The organism is Streptomyces sp. NPDC050738 (assembly GCF_040654175.1).
Classification (GTDB): Bacteria; Actinomycetota; Actinomycetes; order Streptomycetales; family Streptomycetaceae; genus Streptomyces.
In genome coordinates this window covers 96,661-113,528 of sequence record NZ_JBFAHN010000010.1, presented here as the reverse complement: position 1 = coordinate 113,528, position 16,868 = coordinate 96,661, and the positions used below count along the sequence as shown (strand labels likewise).

Sequence of the window (16,868 nt, the reverse complement as noted above, 5' to 3'; positions counted from 1 at the left end):
GTGGAGCCGGGTTCAGCTGGTACGGCCCCTGGCGTCGAACTCCTTCATCCGGTCGAGCACGCCGTCGGCGGTGGGGGAGAGCATCTCGTCGACGATCCGGCCGTCGGCGAGGAAGATCACCCGGTCCGCATAGGCGGCGGCGACCGGGTCGTGCGTCACCATGACCACCGTCTGGCCCAGCTCTCGTACGGAATTACGGAGGAAGCCCAGCACCTCGGCGCCCGAGCGCGAGTCGAGGTTCCCGGTGGGCTCGTCGCCGAAGATGATCTCCGGCTGCGAGGCCAGCGCACGGGCCACGGCGACGCGCTGCTGCTGGCCGCCGGAGAGCTCGGTGGGGCGGTGGCCGAGGCGGTCCCTGAGGCCCACCATGTCGATGACGTTCTGCAGCCAGGCCTTGTCGGGCTTGCGGCCCGCGATGTCCATGGGCAGCGTGATGTTCTCCAGCGCGGTCAGGGTCGGCAGCAGGTTGAAGGCCTGGAAGATGAAGCCGATCTTGTCCCGGCGGAGCTGGGTGAGCTGCTTGTCCTTGAGCGATCCGAGCTCGGTCTCCCCGATGCGTACGGAACCGGCGGAGAAGGTGTCCAGACCGGCCACGCAGTGCATCAGCGTGGACTTGCCGGAGCCGGACGGGCCCATGATCGCGGTGAACTCACCCTGCCGGAAGTCGACGGAAACCTGGTCCAGGGCGACCACCTGCGTCTCGCCGAGGCCGTACACCTTGGACAGTTCGGTGGCGCGGGCGGCCACCGCGGTGGAGCGGGCGGCGAAGGGGGTGGTGGTCACGAGGAGGGTCTCCTGTCGGGACGGAGTGCTGCGGTGCGCTGCGGGGACCTCTTCATCCTGTCCGCGCCCTGCGCCCGGATCGTCCGCCGCGATGCCCGTTCCCGGGGCCCTCTTGAGTCTGACCGGGACGCTGCCGTCTCCTCCTCCGGTATGACACGGCCCCTGAGGCGACGGCCGTCGGGACGCGGCAGGCGACTTTGCGTCATTCCCGGCGTCGCCCGGCGCACGCCCCGCCGGCTGCCAACCGCCTCCGGCATGTGCCGATCGGTGGTGAAGTGGGCTGACGCACCCTCAGGCGTCAATAAAATAAGACAACATCGGGCTGTCGTTCCGCTGTTCGGGGGACAGGCCCGGATAGGCTCGGACCGCACAAGGGGGAGCCCGCGCCTTGCCCGGATGGTGGAATGCAGACACGGCGAGCTTAAACCTCGCTGCCCCTCGGGGGCGTACCGGTTCGAGTCCGGTTCCGGGCACCTCGCCTTGTCGCTCCTCTCGCGCGCACGAAAGATCCTTCTCAGGCAGTAGAGTCATCGCTTTGCTTTCCCATTACTCTTGACGTGAGGCCACGCACGGTGGCCACGGAGGAGTGAGATGAGGAGCAGCAACCCGGTCTTCTCGCGACGGGGCTTCAGCCGCGACAACAGCGGCTATGCGGGGTTCAACGCGCAGCAGTCGCCGCAGCAGCCGCAGGCCGGGGGCAACCCCTACGCGCAGGCCCCCGCCGACCAGTACACGACCAATCCGTACGCCACGCAGACGCCCGCGCCCCCGCGCTCCGGCGTCATGACGATGGACGACGTCATCTCGCGCACCGCGATGACGCTCGGCACCGTGGTCGTCGGCGCCGTGCTGGCCTGGGTGGTCCTCCCGGTCTCCACGACGAGCTACGGCCTGGCTATCGGCGCCGCGCTGGTCGCCTTCGTGCTGGCGATCGTCCAGTCCTTCAAGCGCAAGCCCGTGCCGGCGCTGATCATCGGTTACGCAGCCTTCGAGGGTGTCTTCCTCGGTGTGATCAGCGAGATGTACAACGAGGCCTGGTCGGGTGCCCCCTTCCAGGCGGTGCTCGGCACGATGGCGGTCTCGGCCGCCACGCTCATCGCGTACAAGCAGCGCTGGATCCGTGTCACCGCGCGCTATGCCCGGGTCGGCATGACCATCGCCATCGCCTTCATGCTGGTCATGATGGTGAACCTGCTGGTGGTCGTCTTCGGCGGTGCCGACGACGGCGGTCTGCGCAGCTTCGGCCCGCTCGGCTTCGCGGTCGGCGTGCTGGCGATCCTGCTCGGCTGCTTCTTCCTGACCCTGGACTTCAAGCAGATCGAGGACGGCATCACCTACGGCGCTCCCCGCGAGGAGTCCTGGCTGGCGGCGTTCGGTCTGACGATGTCGCTGGTCTGGATCTACCTGGAGATGCTGCGGCTCGTGGCCATCCTGCAGGGCAACGACTGACGTAGGACCGCACGCAGAGAGGGCCCGTTCCCCGGTCGGGGGCGGGCCCTCTCCGTATGCCGGTCGGTACGCCTCAGAGCAGCCTCCGCGCAGCTCGCCTCAGGTCGTACTCATGGATGATTGCCTTGGCGTGGCCATAAGCCAGATTGTGTTCGTACCTGAGCCAGCTGACCTTCTCCTCGAAGCGGACGAGAGTGGGGCCTTCATCAACGGCTCGCAGCCAGTCGGACACTTCACGACCGGTGCAGTGGGGGATTCGGGAGAGCAGGTTGCGATGGGTCTCTTCGGAGAAAACTTGGGACATCGGCGCCTCCGGACGCATTGCGCGAGTGCTGGTCCTTCATTGCACCGTGCCTGAGTGTTGGCCTGTTGGCAACCGTCAGGAGGAGGCGCGTAGGGTCGCGCTGTGCTTGATACGACACCTCTGCTCGCCGCTGTCGACCGCTTCGCCGACCGGCTGCGCGCCGCCCCCCAGAGCCGCCTGCAGCGCGGCGCCGCTGCCGAAGGACTCGCTCTGGCCAGGGAATTGGCGGTGCGGGCCCAGCGGATCGAGGAGCCGGGCGGGCAGCCGCGGGTGATGCCTGATGCGGGTGTGTTCGCTGTTGCGGATCAACTGGCCGTCGCGGGCCATGATTTGGCCGAAATTCTTCGTACGGCCGCGGACAGCACTGCGGCCCCGTCCCGGGAGCTGGACGAGGCCGTGGGGCTGGTGGAAGCCGCGGCGGCTAGAGCGACGCTATGACGCGGTCGGCGAGTATGTAGACGCTCTCCTGGCCGCAGGAGAAGGTCAGCGCGTACGCGCCGGCCACTCCGGAGCCGCCGAGCAGCACCGGGGCCTCGCCCTCGCGCAGGGACTCGGCGAGGCGTTCGGCGGTCTCGCGGTGGCCCGGCGTCATGCACAGGGTCGTGCCGTCGGCGAAGACGTATACGTCGAGCGTGCCGAGCGGTCCCGGGCGTACGTCGGAGAGTGCGGTACGTGCCTCGGCCAGCTCCTCGAGACGTGTCACCGTGCGCTCGTGGTCGGCCACGACGGGGGTCTGTACGGGAACGGTGTGCTCGTCGTGCTTGCCCGGGTACGAGGGGTGGCGGCGGCGGGCCGCGGCCAGCTCCGGGGAGTCCTCGGGGAACTCGCCCGCGAGCTCCTGGACGGAGGCGGCGGTGTCGTCGCCCTCGTCGAGCACGGAGTCCAGGATCGCGTCGAAGCCGGGCTCGAACCCGGCGAAGTCGGCCTGGCGGGGTACGAAGAACGCGGCGTCGTCACCGAGCCCGGCGAGTCCGCCGAGCAGGGACGGCGCATCGGCGGCGTCGCGGGACTCCTGTGCGGCCCAGAAGGCACGGGCCTCGGCCAGCTCGCGCTCGCGCTCCTCGGCGAGGGCCTCGCCGACCGCGGCACGTATTTCGGAGGACCAGCTCTCGGAGGTCCAGCTCTCCGAGGAGGGCGTTTCGCGTGCGGCGGGCACGGCCGCGGCGTGACCGGTGGCCACGTGGGACCGGGCCGACGCGGCGGTCAGCTCGGTGAGCTGCTTGCGCAGACCGCGGACGGCGTGCAGCACAGCAGCGCCGACGGCCGTGGCAGCGGCCGTCGTCAGCAACAGGGCAAGAGGCATGACGCTCACTGACTTACTCCCGGTTTCAATCGATCCCCCGGACTTCCTACATCAGCTTGTCGTGTGCCGGTGCCCGCTGTCAGTGCATTACGTCACGAATTGGACAGGTCTTTGTGCCTGGTGTTTAGTCCCGAAACGGGTGTGACCTGCGGGAATGAACCTCCCCCAGGAGATAGGTCACATCCTGGGGGAGATTCGGTTACGACTGTGACGCGGGTGGTTACAGAGAGGTGATCAGCTGAGACGCTCGATGACCATCGCCATGCCCTGGCCGCCGCCGACGCACATCGTCTCCAGGCCGAACTGCTTGTCGTGGAACTGCAGGCTGTTGATCAGCGTGCCGGTGATCCGGGCGCCCGTCATGCCGAAGGGGTGGCCGACCGCGATGGCCCCGCCGTTGACGTTCACCTTGTCCAGGTCCAGGCCGAGGTCCTGGTAGGAGGGGATGACCTGGGCGGCGAAGGCCTCGTTGATCTCGGCGAGGTCGATGTCGCCGATGGTCAGCCCGGCCCGCTTCAGCGCCTGCTTGCTGGCCTCCACGGGGCCGTAACCCATGATCTCGGGGGAGAGACCCGAGACGCCGGTGGAGACGATGCGGGCGAGCGGGGTCAGGCCCAGCTCGCGCGCCTTGGTGTCGGACATGATCACGAGGGCGGCGGCGCCGTCGTTCAGCGGGCAGCAGTTGGCGGCTGTGATCTTGCCGTCGGGGCGGAAGACGGGCTTGAGGCCCTGGACGCCTTCGAGGGTGACGCCCGCGCGCGGGCCGTCGTCCTGCGAGACGACCGTGCCGTCGGGGGTGGTGACGGGGGTGATCTCCCGCTCCCAGAAGCCGTTCTTGATGGCCTGCTCGGCGAGGTTCTGCGAGCGCACGCCGAACTCGTCCATCTCGGCGCGGCTGATGTTCTTGATCCCGGCGAGGTTCTCGGCGGTCTGGCCCATCGCGATGTACGCGTCGGGCACGATGCCGTCCTCGCGCGGGTCGTGCCAGACCGGGGCGCCCTCGGTCGCGGCCGTGGCCGCGGTGCGCGCCTCGGCTTCGGCGAAGAGCGGGTTGTGCGTGTCCGGGAGGGAGTCGGAGTTGCCCTTGACGAAGCGGGACACCATCTCGACACCGGCGGAGATGAAGACGTCGCCCTCGCCGGCCTTGATGGCGTGCAGCGCCATGCGGCTCGTCTGGAGGGAGGAGGAGCAGTAGCGGGTGACCGTACAGCCGGGAAGGTGGTCCATTCCCATCAGTACGGAGACGGCGCGGCCCATGTTGTGGCCCTGCTCGCCGCCGGGCAGACCGCAGCCGAGCATCAGGTCGTCGATGTCGCGCGGGTCGAGCTCGGGGACCTTGGCCAGGGCGGCCTGGATGATCGTGGCGGTCAGGTCGTCGGCGCGCAGATCCTTCAGCGAGCCCTTGAAGGCGCGACCGATCGGGGAGCGGGCGGTGGAGACGATCACGGCTTCGGGCATCACAGCTCCATGAGGGGTGGAGAAGGCAGGACTGTGAGGGAAGTTACCCGTACGTATCGTCCAGGTCACCGGATACGGCGTGTGATGCGGGACTCTTTTCTAAGCGCTTGCTCAGGCTTGCGCGGTCTCGCGGCGGGCGGACCCCACCCGAATTGGGGGGTTAGCCCCACTGCCGCGGCCCGGCCCCGCTTCGTACCGTGTCCTCATGACAGCGAGCGACCCGGAGCTGAAGAAGGAACTCGACGCCACCTTGCACGCACGCAAGGAGCTGGGCGAGGACTACGAGTCCGCCCTCGTCGACTCATTTCTGGAGAAAGTCGAGCAACGCCTCGAAGGTACGGTCGACCGCCGGGTGCGCCGGCAGGTGGCGGAGCAGCAGATGACGGTGGCCAGAGGCACCCGCACACCGCAGTCCGAGAGCAGTTTCGGCGAGCGCTTCGGCTTCGGGATCGTCACGATGATCCTGGCCATCCCGCTCTCGGCGATCGGCGTGGCCAACGCCGGCCTGTCGGGCCTCTTCGTCACCTGGGCGGGGATCGTCGGCGTGAACGTGGTCCAGGCAGCGCGCGACGGGGGACTCTTCCCCCACCGCCGCGACAAGTCCTCGTCCTCGTCCTCGTCCTCCTCGGACTGGGACGACTGAGCTCTCCCTACGCCTGGCGGGTGGGGAGCACGATGACCTGGCGCAGGTTGATGTGGCGCGGGCGGCTCGTGACGTACGCGATCAGGTCGGCGATCTCCTCCGATGCGAGGGTGCCGATCGCCTCGTACATGCCGTCCAGCTGGCCGGACAGGTCCTTGTTGTCGATGTGCCCGCCCAGCTCGGTGTCGGTCAGGCCCGGCTCGATGTTGGTCACCCGGACGTCACGCGGGCCCAGTTCGCCGCGGAGCGACTCCGAGAGGTACGTGAGCGCGGCCTTCGTCGCGCCGTACACCGCGTAGTTGGGGAACGTCACGTGCGCGCCGATCGAGGAGATGTTGACCAGGTCGGCGGTCCGGCCCTCGGCCGCCGCGGCCAGCAGGTCGGGGACGAAGGCGCGGATCATGCGCAGGGCGCCCGTCACATTGGTGTCGATCATGCGCTGCCACTCGTCGACGCGGCCGTCGTCGACCGGGTTCGGGAGCATCACCCCGGCGGAGTTGACGATCAGGTCCGCCGGACCGAAGACCTCGTGCACCCGGGCGACGGCCGCGTCCACCGAGGCCGCGTCCGTGACATCGGCGGTGACGGCGAGCGCCTGGCCGCCGTCGGCCTCGATCTTGGCGGCCAGTTCGTCGAGCCGGTCGGCCCGGCGGGCCAGCAGTGCGACCCTGGCGCCCTGTGCGGCGAGCAGGAGGGCGGTTGCCGCGCCCATTCCGCTGGCTGCTCCGGTGATGACTGCGGTACGGCCGGCGAGGCTGGTGTAGCTCATCTCTGCTGTCTCCCTGCGGTGTTGTCCTGCTGACAGGGACAACTCTGCGCGGAATGCCGAGCCTTACCCAGGGCAGAGCTTTTCCTGGGTCTGGCAGTACCAGGATGGGTGTCGGGGTCCTGGCCTAAGGTCGGGGGCATGGATGGTGACCTCGGAGATTTCCTGCGTTCGCGGCGTGCCCGCATACAGCCCGACGACGTCGGCCTGCCCGTGCACGGCCGCCGCCGGGTGCCCGGCCTGCGGCGCGAGGAGGTCGCGCAGCTGGCGGGCGTCAGCGTCGACTACTACATCAGGCTGGAGCAGGGCCGGGGGCCGAGCGTCTCCGATGCCGTACTGGACGCGATCGCCCGCGTGCTGCGTCTCGACGACACGGAGCGCGGCTATCTGCGGGAGGTCGCCAGGCCGCGGCGGACGTCCGCTCCCGTACGCCAACGGGTGCGCCCGGGGCTCCAGTTGCTGCTCGACACCATCGACAAGGCGCCCGCCTTCATCTTCGGCCGCAGGATGGACGTGCTGGCCTGGAACGCGCTGGGTGACGCGATGAGCGGCTACTCGCGGACCGAGCCCGCCGAGCGCAACGTCATGCGCCAGGTGTTCCTGTCCCCCGAGGCGTGCGAGCTGTACCCGGAGTGGGAGGCGGTGGCCGCCGAGACGGTCGCGTATCTGCGGCTGGACGCGGGACGGCATCCGGACGACAAGCAACTGGCGTCATTGGTCGGGGAGTTGTCGCTGAAGAGTGAGCACTTCCGGCGGCTGTGGGCCGACCACCTGGTGAAGGAGAAGACGTACGGGGTGAAGCGGGTGCTGCACCCCGTGGTGGGGGAGCTGTCCCTGCCGTACGAGTCCCTCACGGTGCACGGCGACCAGGACCAGGTCCTCGTCGTCTACACCCCGGAACCGGGCTCGCCGACGGCGGAACGCATCGGCCTGCTGGCGAGTTGGGCGGCGGCACCGGCCCGGAAGTGAAGCTTGCGCGGGGACCGCCGCACCCCCCGGTTTCCCAGGAGGGCGGGACGACGGCGGTCCCCGCAGGGGACGCGGTTCCGGGTCAGGGCCGGTTTCCGCATCCGTGGCGCCGCTGGAAGCCCGGGAGCCGCTCCGGAGGTCCTTGACGCCAGTTCGTGGTGCCGGGCGGGTTTCCCCGGTTTCCCTCTGGGGTCTCCCTCCCGACACCCATTACTCTGCCGGACCTGTGTTAAGCCGGTGCTGCGCGGACGTGACGCGCTCGTACCGTTTTGACGAAGTCAGCCCCCGGTCAGTGCGCTTCCTTCGCCAGGAAGGCCAGCAGGTCCTGCCGGCTGACGACACCCTTCGGCTTGCCCTCCACCAGCACGATCGCCGCGTCCGCCTTCTCCAGTACGGACATCAGGTCCCCGACCGGCTCGCCCGAGCCGACGACCGGGAGCGGCGAGCTCATGTGCTTCTCCAGCGGGTCGCTCAGCGTCGCGCGCTTCGTGAACAGCGCGTCCAGCAGTTCCCGTTCGACGACCGAGCCGATGACCTCCGCCGCCATGACGTCGGGGTGCCCGGCGCCCGGCTTCACGATGGGCATCTGCGAGACGCCGTACTCGCGCAGTACCTCGATCGCCTGGCCGACCGTCTCCTCCGGGTGCATGTGCACCAGGGAGGGGATGGTGCCGTGCGTCTTGTGGTCGAGTACGTCGACGACGCTCGGCTGGTCGCCGGTGTGGTCGAGGAAGCCGTAGTCGTTCATCCAGTCGTCGTTGAAGATCTTCGACAGATAGCCGCGGCCGCTGTCCGGCAGCAGCACGACCACGATGTCGTCCTCGCCGAGCGTCTCCGCGACGCGCAGCGCCGCGACGACCGCCATGCCGCAGGAGCCGCCGACCAGAAGGCCCTCCTCCTTGGCGAGGCGGCGGGTCATCTGGAAGGAGTCCTTGTCGGAGACCGCGACGATCTCGTCGGTCACCGTCTGGTCGTACGCGGTCGGCCAGAAATCCTCACCGACGCCCTCGACGAGATACGGCCGCCCGGACCCGCCCGAGTACACGGAGCCCTCGGGGTCCGCGCCGACGATCCGTACCTTGCCCTCGCTGACGTCCTTCAGATAGCGGCCGGTGCCGGTGATGGTGCCGCCCGTGCCGACGCCCGCGACGAAGTGGGTGATCTTTCCCTCGGTCTGGTCCCACAGCTCGGGACCGGTCGTCTCGTAGTGCGAGCGGGGGTTGTTCGGGTTGGAGTACTGGTCGGGCTTCCAGGCGCCCGGCGTCTCCTTCACGAGCCGGTCGGAGACGTTGTAGTACGAGTCCGGGTGCTCGGGGTCGACGGCGGTCGGGCAGACCACGACCTCGGCTCCGTACGCCCGCAGCACATTGATCTTGTCCGTCGACACCTTGTCCGGGCAGACGAAGATGCATTTGTAGCCCTTCTGCTGGGCCACGATCGCGAGCCCGACACCAGTGTTGCCACTGGTCGGCTCGACGATCGTGCCGCCGGGCTTGAGCTCGCCGCTCGCCTCCGCGGCCTCGATCATGCGGACGGCGATCCGGTCCTTCACGGAGCCGCCCGGGTTGAAGTACTCGACCTTGGCCAGGACGGTCGCCCTGATGCCTGCGGTCACGCTGTTGAGCCTCACCAGCGGGGTGTTGCCTACGAGGCTGATCATCGAGTCGTGGAAGTGCGCCATGCGGTCAGAGTATTGGACAAGATTGGGCTGCACCTGTCTGAGGGCAAGTAGGTCTTGTCAGGCCTAGTACGGCGGCTATGAGGAGGTGGCAGTTGTCGAGGGCGAGGGTGGCACGGAGGATCGCCGCGGGCGCGGCGTACGGCGGCGGGTCCGTCGGCCTGATCGGGGCGGCAGCGGTGGGCGTGGTGCTCGCCGAGGTACAGCTGGCGAAGCGGGCGGTGGGCGGCGGGCGCGCACCGGAGGCGCCCAGCGCGGACGGGCGGTACGGAACGGCGTTCGCCGGGCGGGCGGCGCATCTGGAGCCCCTGCGGCTGGGAATGCTCGGCGACTCGACGGCGGCGGGACAGGGCGTGCGCAGAGCGGGCCAGACCCCGGCGGCTCTGCTGGCCTCGGGGCTTGCCGCGGTGGCCGAGAGCCCCGTCGACCTGCGCAATGTGGCGCTCCCGGGCGCGATGTCGGACGACCTGGACCGTCAGGTGACGGTGCTGCTCGCGGATCAGGACCGTATCCCCGACGTCTGCGTGATCATGATCGGCGCCAATGACGTCACGCACCGGATGCCGGCGACCCAGTCGGTACGCCATCTGGCCACGGCGGTACGCCGTCTGCGCACGGCCGGGGCGGAAGTCGTCGTCGGCACCTGTCCCGACCTGGGCACGGTCGAGCCGGTGTACCAGCCGCTGCGCTGGCTGGCCCGCAGGGTCTCGCGCCAGCTGGCGGCGGCCCAGACGATCGGCGTCATCGAACAGGGCGGCCGTACGGTCTCCCTCGGCGAGCTCCTGGGCCCGGAATTCGCGGCGAACCCGCGCGAACTCTTCGGCCCGGACAACTACCACCCCTCCGCGGAGGGGTACGCGACGGCGGCGATGGCGGTCCTGCCCACCCTGTGCGCGGTGATGGGCCTGTGGCCCGAGACCGACCACCTGGACGCATCCCGCGACGAGGACATCCTCCCGGTGGCGAAGGCGGCCTCGGCGGCCGCTGCCGAGGCGGGCACGGAGGTCACGGGCGCCCGCGCCCCGTGGGCGCTGCTCAAGCACCGCCGCAGGCGGCGTATCCCGGGGGACGCGGAGCCCGCGGAGGTGACGCGGCAGGGGTGAGGGAGCCCATGCAGCCGGGTGGCCCGCCGAAGCGTTCGGCGGGCCACCCGGAAGGAGAAGGAGAACGGGGTCAGTTCGCGTGTGCCTCTTCCGGGGAGCCGGGTGCGGGGGCCAGATCGCCGGACAGGACGGGCGCCGGTTCCGGCTTGGTTCGTTTCGGGCGGTTCGCGATGGCCACGCCGATCAGACACAGGGCCCCGCCGGCGAAGGCCGCGGCGGCCGGCAGCTCGCCCAGGACGGGCCAGGCCATCGCCACGGTCAGGGCGGGCACGATGTAGGTGGTCGCGGCCAGCCGGCCGACGGGCATCCGGGACAGTGCGTACGACCAGGTCCAGAAGGCCAGTGCGGTCGGCAGGAGACCGAGGTAGACAACTCCGGCCCAGGCCGTGGCCGGCGCATCGCTCAGATCGTGGACGAGCTGGCCTGCGAAGGGCAGGCAGGCGACCGCACCGACCACGCTGCCGTACGCGGTGACCTGCAAGGGAGAGGCGTGTGCGAGGGCGGGCTTCTGGAAGATGGCGCCGACCGCGTGGCCGGCCGACGCGGCCAGGCACAGCAGTACGCCGAGCATCGCCGTCTGTCCGCTGCCACCGCTGGAGATTCCGGCCAGTGCCGCACCGGCGAAGGCGATGACGAGCCCGATGATCAGCGGGCGCGGGAAGCCTTCGCGCAGGAAGAGCCCGGCGAGCACGGCCACGAGGAGCGGGCCGGTACCGATGAGCAGGGCGGCCGTGCCGGCATCGGTGTGCTGTTCACCCCAGTTGAGGGCGATCATGTACAGCCCGAACCAGAACACCCCCATGCCCGCGATGCCCGGCCAGGCGGCGCGCGGTGGTACTCCTTCGCGCCGGACCGTCACCACCGCCAGGAGCGCCACGGCCCCGATGACCAGCCGTCCCAGGGCCAGCGGGCCCGGTCGTACGCTCTGGCCGATCTCGCGGATCGCCACGAACGCCGAAGCCCACAACACCATGGTGAGCAGCGCGGCCGCTGTCACGGTGAGCGGTGGGCCTGCTGTCGTCGGTTCATTCTGTGCCATGCGGAACCTCCTTGTTCCAGCCGCGGAGAACCCGGCGGAGTATCTTTCCCGTGCCGTTGCGTGGCAGGGCGTCGACGAACTCGACGTCTTCGGGGACCTTGTACCAAGTGAGCGCGGCCTCGGTGGCTTTGCGGATGGTCCTGGCCAGGACGGCATCGCGGCCCACGGCGGGGTCGGTGACGACGTAGGCACGCAGACTCGTCACTCCGTCGGCCCGTCGCACCGAGCACACGGCGGCTTCACGGACCCCCGCGATGGCGGTGATGATGTCTTCCACCTCGGTGGGATGGACGTTCGCGCCCGCGACGATCTCGATGTCGTCCACGCGTCCCAGCAGCCACACCAGACCCTCTTCGGTGATGCGGGCGGCATCGCCGGTCGTGAACCATTCACCGGCGCCCAGCCGTTGGGGCCGGAGACTGCCGGACGTCACGCCGGGGCCGATGGTGGGACCGCAGATCTGCAGTCGTCCCACTTCCCCGGCCGCGACGGGCCGTCCTTCGTCGTCGATCGCGCGTACGCGATAGGGCGCCAGGACCCGGCCGAGACTGTAGGGGTGGACCTCGTCCGGCCCGTTGGCAAGGACGGCGTGTCCGATCTCGCTGGTGCCGCAGATGTTCAGCAGGCGCGTCCCGAGCAGGCGGCGGAGCCGGTCCTCAAGGGGCCTGGGCAGTGATTCACCTGCGATGAGCGCCAGCCGCAGCCGGCCGAGCAGCGCGGCATCGGGCCTGGTGAGCATCCGGGCGTAGAAGCTGGGCTGGGCGTAGAGCACGCTCACCCCGTACCGCTCGATGACGGCCAGGGCGCTCGCGTCATCCGCGCGCTGCGGTGTGAGAACGACCGCCGCCCCGCGCTGCAGGGGCAGGAGCACGGAGTTGCCGAGTCCGTAGGCGAAGTACATCCGCGAGACGGAGTAGCTGACCTCTCCCTGCCGGAGCGCGATGACGCTGCCGATGGCCTGGTCGAAGTGGAGCGCGTCGCCGTGGGCGTGGAAGCACAGCCGGGGTGTTCCCGTGGTCCCCGATGTGAACACCGCGAAGGCCGGCGCATCGGCCGCCACCTCTTCCGGGGCGCACTCCGCGTCCGTGAGGTTCTGCCCGGCGGCCAGCTCCCGCGGCGTGACGGTGCGCCCTTGGAACGCATCGCGCAGCGAGGCGTCCGCGACCACGAGTGAGGCCTCGGCGATCTTTTCACTCGTCCGCAGCTCGTCGGCGTGGAAAGAGGTGTTCACCGGTACGGCGACCGCGCCGATGCGCAGCACGGCCAGGAACGTCACCACGAAGGCCACGCTGTCGGGCAGCGCCACCAGAACGCGGTCCTGACGGCCGATCCCGTGTCTGCGCAGGAAACCCGCAGCGTCGCGTACCTGTTCTAAAAGTTCGCCGTAGCTGTATCGGTGCGTTCCTTGAAGGTAGGCCGTCCGCCCCAGCCAGCCGTTGCGACCGGCGAGGTTCTCCAGGTGCACGGCCAGGTTGCCCTGGCTCGCGGTGTCGCCGAGGACATCCGGGTCCAGGGGCGTGTGCAGGAGGTTCGCGGTCACCGGCACACTCCCTCGATCTCCACGAGCAGGTCGGGGCGGCAGACCCCTACGTTGAAGTAGGCGATGTCGGTATCGGCGGGGAACGCGGACGCGCAGATGTCCTGCACGACGGGCAGATGCTCGGCGTCCCGGACGTAGACCTTGATCTGGTCGAGGTCCTTGACGTCGAACCCGGCACCGTCCACCTCGTGGCGACGCAGATTGTCGCTGCTGACGAGTGCCTCGATGTTGCGGAGCGTCTCCTCGGTCTGCCGTGCGGCGTCGTCGATGTGCACGGTGTCATCGCCCAGGATGCTCGCCGTACCCGAGACGAAAAGGCTGCCGGAGCTTTTGCCCGGCGTGTGGAGGTCACGGAGGAAGGTGGCCCGGGCGAAACTCGGGGACTTCTTCCCGTACCGGGAGGAGTACTTGTACGCCGGTGTCTGCCGCGGGTTCTCCACGTGCACGGCGCGGCCCGGCTTGGCCGCCAGGAAGCAGAGGTCGACACCGGGGCTGAGCGTGCCGATTCCGGTGGCGGCCGGCAGGTGCGGGAATTGTTCCTGCCAGGTCGTGAACGCTTCGGCCCGTCCGGTGCAGAAGTCGCGGTAGATCTCCAGACCGTCCGCGTTGGCGCCGGTGATGTCGCCGATGAGATTCCACATGCGGATCAGTTCGGGGTAGCCGTGATCCCAGGCGAATTTCAGCGCGGTCTCGTACAGGTCGCGCACCGGTTCGCGGTAGGCGTCCTGGGGGCCGAGACGTACCGCGTAGAAGAGGTGCTCGCCGTCCTCTGCGTAGACGGCGTGTCCGGCCACTCCCGCCTGAACGGGCAGGCTGGTCCGCCAGATTTCCTCGGCAGGGTGCACGGACGCGTTGGCCATGTGCGTGATCAGGTGAGGAGCGCCGTCGATGAGGGACGGATCACCGGTCATCCCGGCGAAAGTGATCCGGCCCAGTACGCCGCCGTGTACCGCATCGGCTGTTCGCGAGGGGGTGGTGCATGGGGTCAAGGACGACCAGGGGCCCTGTATTCGGTCTCTGATCCTGCTGTCGCTCATATCTCTCCTTTGCTGCCACCTGTAGGCGCAGAACAGGTTCGGGGGGAGCAACGTCCCTTCATGACCCCTCTGTTAAGGGGGCATGAAGACTCATCCTGTTGCTCCGTCAAACGCTGTGCGTGGGGTGCTCCCTTTAGAGAGGATCGATGAGCTGGCCTCGGAGGTGCAGTTGCCGAGTTGCGCCAGACAGGAATGCGAGGGAGGGGCAAACCATGCATACCAATGCCATATCGGGGCTTCCTGACGTGCCGCAGGCGGACACCGCGGCGAGTGAGGTCTACACGCTGGCGCTGCGCAGTGAGTACGTGGAGATCGAGACGTGCGTACGGGACCTCGGCATCACCGAGTCGGAGGCCTCCGCGGCGATAGCCGACCTCGTGCGGCTCCGGCTCCTTCACCTGGTCCACGGCTGCTCGTACGCCTACGTGGCGGTGAACCCGCAGTCCGCTTCCCTGCAGTTGCTGGCCGCGGAGGACGAGGTGCTGCGCCAGCGGCAGCACGAACTGGAGCGGCTGCGCCAGCAGATGCACAGCCTTCTGCCGCTCTACCGGGCCAACTTGGCCGAGGAGCCCGATCAGCCGCAGGTCCATCACATAGAAGGGCGGGAAGCCGCCCGCGGCGTGCTCTCCACCCTCGCCGCCGAGGCAGCGGAGGAGATTCTGCTCGCCCTCCCCACCAGGGACCCCTGGCAGGACCCCGCGGACTCCTCGGCCGAAAATCCCTGGCCCGTCTACACGACCAGGCGCCCCGACCTCCTGCGCGTCCTGCTGCCCGAGGCGGCCCGCTATGACGTCCGGATGCGGGAATACGCGACGGAGCTGCACCGGCAGGGTGGTCAGGTACGGACGGCGGCCTCGCTGCCGACCTGGCTGATGGTCGTCGACTCCGCCACCGCGGTGGTTCCCCGCGAGCAGGGCCCTGGGCTCAGCGTGATCCACGACCCGTCCACGGTCACCGCGCTACGGCACACCCTGACCGGCGCCTGGGACGAAGCCCGGGACTTCGACGGCCGCTACGACCACGAAAGCGCACGTTCCGCCTCTGCCCTGATCGACGAGTCCGTCCTGCGCATGCTGCTCAACGGCGTGGAGGACAAGGTGATCGCCCGACGGCTCGACATCTCCCTGCGCACCTGCCAGCGACGCGTCGCGGAGCTGATGGACACCCTGGGAGCGAGGACGCGCTTCCAGGCCGGATACGCGTTGGGCAGCCGTTCGCACACGGAAGAAGACGATGAGCAGATAGCCGCCTGAGCGGCCCGCGGTTCCCCGGCGGCCGCAGAGGGCCGGCGGACGTCAGGCCGCGGACGTCAGGCCGCGGAGGTGTCCAGGGGGCGCAGTTCGTCCGCGTACGAGACCGAGATGCGGCGCATCAGGCCGTCGTCGGTGATGTCGTACTGGCCCAGGCGCCAGAGCGGCGGGGAGTACGCGTGGATCGAGACCGCGTCGTCCGTGGCGCCCGTGAGGCGGTGGATGTGGTCCGGGCCGAAGTGGAAGGACTCGCCCGCGGGGACCGCTGTGGCGAGGTGGCGGCCGCCGATGCGGGGGTTTGATTCGGTGAGTACGCCCTGGACCACGCGGACCGCGCCCGAGGAGATGTCGTGGTCGTGCCAGCCGGTGTCGTTCTGGCGGGTCCAGCAGAGCAGCCAGATGTCGACGTACTCGTCGCGGTGCAGGGATGCGTAGTGGCGCTCGCTGTCGGAGAAGGCGACGTGCGGGCGCCAGAGGTCGGGGGTGGCTGCCAAGTCGTCGACCAGGGTGTGGAGTTCGCGCTTGTCGAGGATGCGGGCGGGGAGCGCGGCGGTGTACGACGTCATGGGGTGGCTCCGTTCAGGAGGCGGGACGGGTTGGCGGTGCGCAGGGCGTGGGTGGCGGCTGCGGCGCCCAGGTCGGGGGTGGTGGGGAGGGCGTACGGGCGGTCGCTGCCGGAGACGATCACGTCGATGCCGGTCGTGCGGACCAGGGCGTCCACCGCGCGGGTGCCGTACGAGGACGTCTCGTAGAAGACGTCGAAGTCGATGTCGCCGCGGCCTCCGCCGCGCGCCGCCAGGCGTTCGCCGTGGAGCGGGGCCAGGCCGGCGAGGGCGGCGAAGCAGACGCGGAGGGTGGGGTGGCGGGGGCGGCCGAAGGCGCGGAAGGCGTACCAGGAGGCGTGCAGCTGGTGGACGTACGGGACCAGGGCGGGCCACCAGGCAGGGGTGCCGGGGGGTGCGGGCGGGGCCGCTCCGGGGTGGACGAAGAGGGGTTTGCCGCTCTGGACCAGGGCTTCCAGGAGTGGCGTGCAGTGGAGCCAGCCGGCCTCGTCCAGGAGTGCGGTGGCCGGGAGTTGGAGGCCGGCGCAGCCCCGGTCGAGGGTGCGGGTGAGGGCGTCCGGGTCGGGTGCGACGAGGGGGGCCGACGCCCAGACGCCGAAGGGGGCGGGCAGCGCCAGGGCGCCGTCGTGGAAGGCGGCGACGAGGGGCTCCGCCTCGGCGGGCGGGAGGTACTCGATGCCCAGCGGGCTGGAGAGGGAGACCAGGGCCAGGTCGAGGGCGTCCTCGGTGCGGGCGAGTGCGGTGCGGGCCGCGATGTCGTGGTCGTCCGGATTCACCTCGTACGGCGGTTCGCCGGGGAGGTGCAGCGTCCAGCCGTCGAGGCGGGGAGCGGTGGTGCGGGTGCGCAGGAGGTCGATGAAGGCCTGCGGCCAGATGTGTTGGTGGACGTCGGTGGGCAAGGAGACATCCTTTTGTTAAACGCTTCACTGATGCGGTTAAGTGAAACGGTTAACCATGCGGAGTGTCAAGAGCGGCCGGTAGGA

17 protein-coding genes and 1 tRNA gene are annotated in these 16,868 nt (G+C 69.5%); 7 read left to right on the top strand and 11 right to left on the bottom strand.

Annotated elements, in window-relative coordinates; genetic code table 11:
- Positions 1 to 12: 12 nt before the first annotated feature.
- Entirely contained in the window at positions 13 to 783 is a 771-nt protein-coding gene (locus AB0H78_RS24885) for an ABC transporter ATP-binding protein (protein ID WP_363236763.1), read from the bottom strand.
- Between the two features lie 390 nt (positions 784 to 1,173).
- Between AB0H78_RS24885 and AB0H78_RS24880 the strand changes: the two genes are divergently transcribed.
- Together AB0H78_RS24880 and AB0H78_RS24875 are read left to right on the top strand one after the other, a co-directional pair.
- Positions 1,174 to 1,256: transfer RNA gene (locus AB0H78_RS24880), tRNA-Leu, on the top strand.
- 118 nt (positions 1,257 to 1,374) lie between these two features.
- The gene (locus AB0H78_RS24875) at positions 1,375 to 2,232 is read left to right on the top strand and encodes a Bax inhibitor-1/YccA family protein (protein WP_363236762.1); all 858 of its coding nucleotides are present in this window, start codon (positions 1,375 to 1,377) and stop codon (positions 2,230 to 2,232) included.
- Positions 2,233 to 2,305: 73 nt separating this feature from the next.
- On the opposite strand, the gene AB0H78_RS24870 is transcribed toward AB0H78_RS24875, so the two are convergent.
- Positions 2,306 to 2,536 carry a DUF4287 domain-containing protein gene (locus tag AB0H78_RS24870; protein WP_363236761.1) on the bottom strand — a complete coding sequence of 77 codons (231 nt, stop codon included), beginning with the start codon at positions 2,534 to 2,536 and terminating at the stop codon, positions 2,306 to 2,308.
- Between the two features lie 102 nt (positions 2,537 to 2,638).
- On the opposite strand from AB0H78_RS24870, the gene AB0H78_RS24865 reads away from it, so the two are divergent.
- Positions 2,639 to 2,974 carry a hypothetical protein gene (locus AB0H78_RS24865; protein ID WP_363236760.1) on the top strand — a complete coding sequence of 112 codons (336 nt, stop codon included), beginning with the start codon at positions 2,639 to 2,641 and terminating at the stop codon, positions 2,972 to 2,974.
- Here AB0H78_RS24865 and AB0H78_RS24860 read toward each other — a convergent pair.
- Together AB0H78_RS24860 and AB0H78_RS24855 are read right to left on the bottom strand one after the other, a co-directional pair.
- The gene (locus AB0H78_RS24860; protein ID WP_363236919.1) at positions 2,958 to 3,839 is read right to left on the bottom strand and encodes a hypothetical protein; all 882 of its coding nucleotides are present in this window, start codon (positions 3,837 to 3,839) and stop codon (positions 2,958 to 2,960) included. The two genes, AB0H78_RS24865 and AB0H78_RS24860, sit on opposite strands and share 17 nt — an antisense overlap.
- A gap of 234 nt (positions 3,840 to 4,073) precedes the next feature.
- Complete coding sequence (locus AB0H78_RS24855) at positions 4,074 to 5,297, bottom strand: acetyl-CoA C-acetyltransferase (protein ID WP_363236759.1); 1,224 nt, start codon at positions 5,295 to 5,297, stop codon at positions 4,074 to 4,076.
- A 205-nt stretch (positions 5,298 to 5,502) separates the two neighbouring features.
- Here AB0H78_RS24855 and AB0H78_RS24850 point away from each other — a divergent pair, with 205 nt between their 5' ends.
- Positions 5,503 to 5,940 (top strand): hypothetical protein, encoded by a 438-nt coding sequence (locus tag AB0H78_RS24850; protein WP_363236758.1) that lies wholly within the window; start codon positions 5,503 to 5,505, stop codon positions 5,938 to 5,940.
- A gap of 7 nt (positions 5,941 to 5,947) precedes the next feature.
- Here the strand turns inward: AB0H78_RS24850 and AB0H78_RS24845 are convergent, their stop codons facing one another.
- On the bottom strand, positions 5,948 to 6,709 hold the full coding sequence (locus AB0H78_RS24845; RefSeq protein ID WP_363236757.1) for an SDR family oxidoreductase: 762 nt from the start codon (positions 6,707 to 6,709) through the stop codon (positions 5,948 to 5,950).
- A gap of 138 nt (positions 6,710 to 6,847) precedes the next feature.
- Here AB0H78_RS24845 and AB0H78_RS24840 point away from each other — a divergent pair, with 138 nt between their 5' ends.
- Complete coding sequence (locus AB0H78_RS24840) at positions 6,848 to 7,675, top strand: helix-turn-helix transcriptional regulator (protein WP_363236756.1); 828 nt, start codon at positions 6,848 to 6,850, stop codon at positions 7,673 to 7,675.
- A 289-nt stretch (positions 7,676 to 7,964) separates the two neighbouring features.
- Here AB0H78_RS24840 and AB0H78_RS24835 read toward each other — a convergent pair whose 3' ends face one another.
- Complete coding sequence (locus AB0H78_RS24835) at positions 7,965 to 9,356, bottom strand: cystathionine beta-synthase (RefSeq protein ID WP_363236755.1); 1,392 nt, start codon at positions 9,354 to 9,356, stop codon at positions 7,965 to 7,967.
- Positions 9,357 to 9,463: 107 nt separating this feature from the next.
- Between AB0H78_RS24835 and AB0H78_RS24830 the strand changes: the two genes are divergently transcribed.
- Positions 9,464 to 10,456, top strand: a complete 993-nt coding sequence (locus tag AB0H78_RS24830) for an SGNH/GDSL hydrolase family protein (protein ID WP_363236918.1) — start codon at positions 9,464 to 9,466, stop codon at positions 10,454 to 10,456.
- Between the two features lie 70 nt (positions 10,457 to 10,526).
- Here AB0H78_RS24830 and AB0H78_RS24825 read toward each other — a convergent pair whose 3' ends face one another.
- The 3 genes from AB0H78_RS24825 to AB0H78_RS24815 are packed head-to-tail and all read right to left on the bottom strand — an operon-like array spanning position 10,527 to position 14,072.
- Entirely contained in the window at positions 10,527 to 11,495 is a 969-nt protein-coding gene (locus AB0H78_RS24825; protein WP_363236754.1) for a DMT family transporter, read from the bottom strand.
- Positions 11,482 to 13,035, bottom strand: coding sequence for an AMP-binding protein (locus AB0H78_RS24820; RefSeq protein ID WP_363236753.1), 1,554 nt, complete (start codon positions 13,033 to 13,035; stop codon positions 11,482 to 11,484). Before AB0H78_RS24820 ends, AB0H78_RS24825 begins: the two co-directional genes overlap by 14 nt.
- The gene (locus AB0H78_RS24815; protein ID WP_363236752.1) at positions 13,032 to 14,072 is read right to left on the bottom strand and encodes an FkbO/Hyg5 family chorismatase; all 1,041 of its coding nucleotides are present in this window, start codon (positions 14,070 to 14,072) and stop codon (positions 13,032 to 13,034) included. Before AB0H78_RS24815 ends, AB0H78_RS24820 begins: the two co-directional genes overlap by 4 nt.
- 212 nt (positions 14,073 to 14,284) lie before the next feature.
- Between AB0H78_RS24815 and AB0H78_RS24810 the strand changes: the two genes are divergently transcribed.
- Positions 14,285 to 15,325 (top strand): LuxR family transcriptional regulator, encoded by a 1,041-nt coding sequence (locus tag AB0H78_RS24810; protein WP_363236751.1) that lies wholly within the window; start codon positions 14,285 to 14,287, stop codon positions 15,323 to 15,325.
- A gap of 56 nt (positions 15,326 to 15,381) precedes the next feature.
- Here the strand turns inward: AB0H78_RS24810 and AB0H78_RS24805 are convergent, their stop codons facing one another.
- Together AB0H78_RS24805 and AB0H78_RS24800 are read right to left on the bottom strand one after the other, a co-directional pair.
- On the bottom strand, positions 15,382 to 15,888 hold the full coding sequence (locus AB0H78_RS24805; protein ID WP_363236750.1) for a cysteine dioxygenase family protein: 507 nt from the start codon (positions 15,886 to 15,888) through the stop codon (positions 15,382 to 15,384).
- Positions 15,885 to 16,784 (bottom strand): amidohydrolase, encoded by a 900-nt coding sequence (locus AB0H78_RS24800; protein WP_363236749.1) that lies wholly within the window; start codon positions 16,782 to 16,784, stop codon positions 15,885 to 15,887. The genes AB0H78_RS24805 and AB0H78_RS24800 overlap by 4 nt, the downstream gene beginning before the upstream one ends.
- Positions 16,785 to 16,868: the final 84 nt, after the last annotated feature.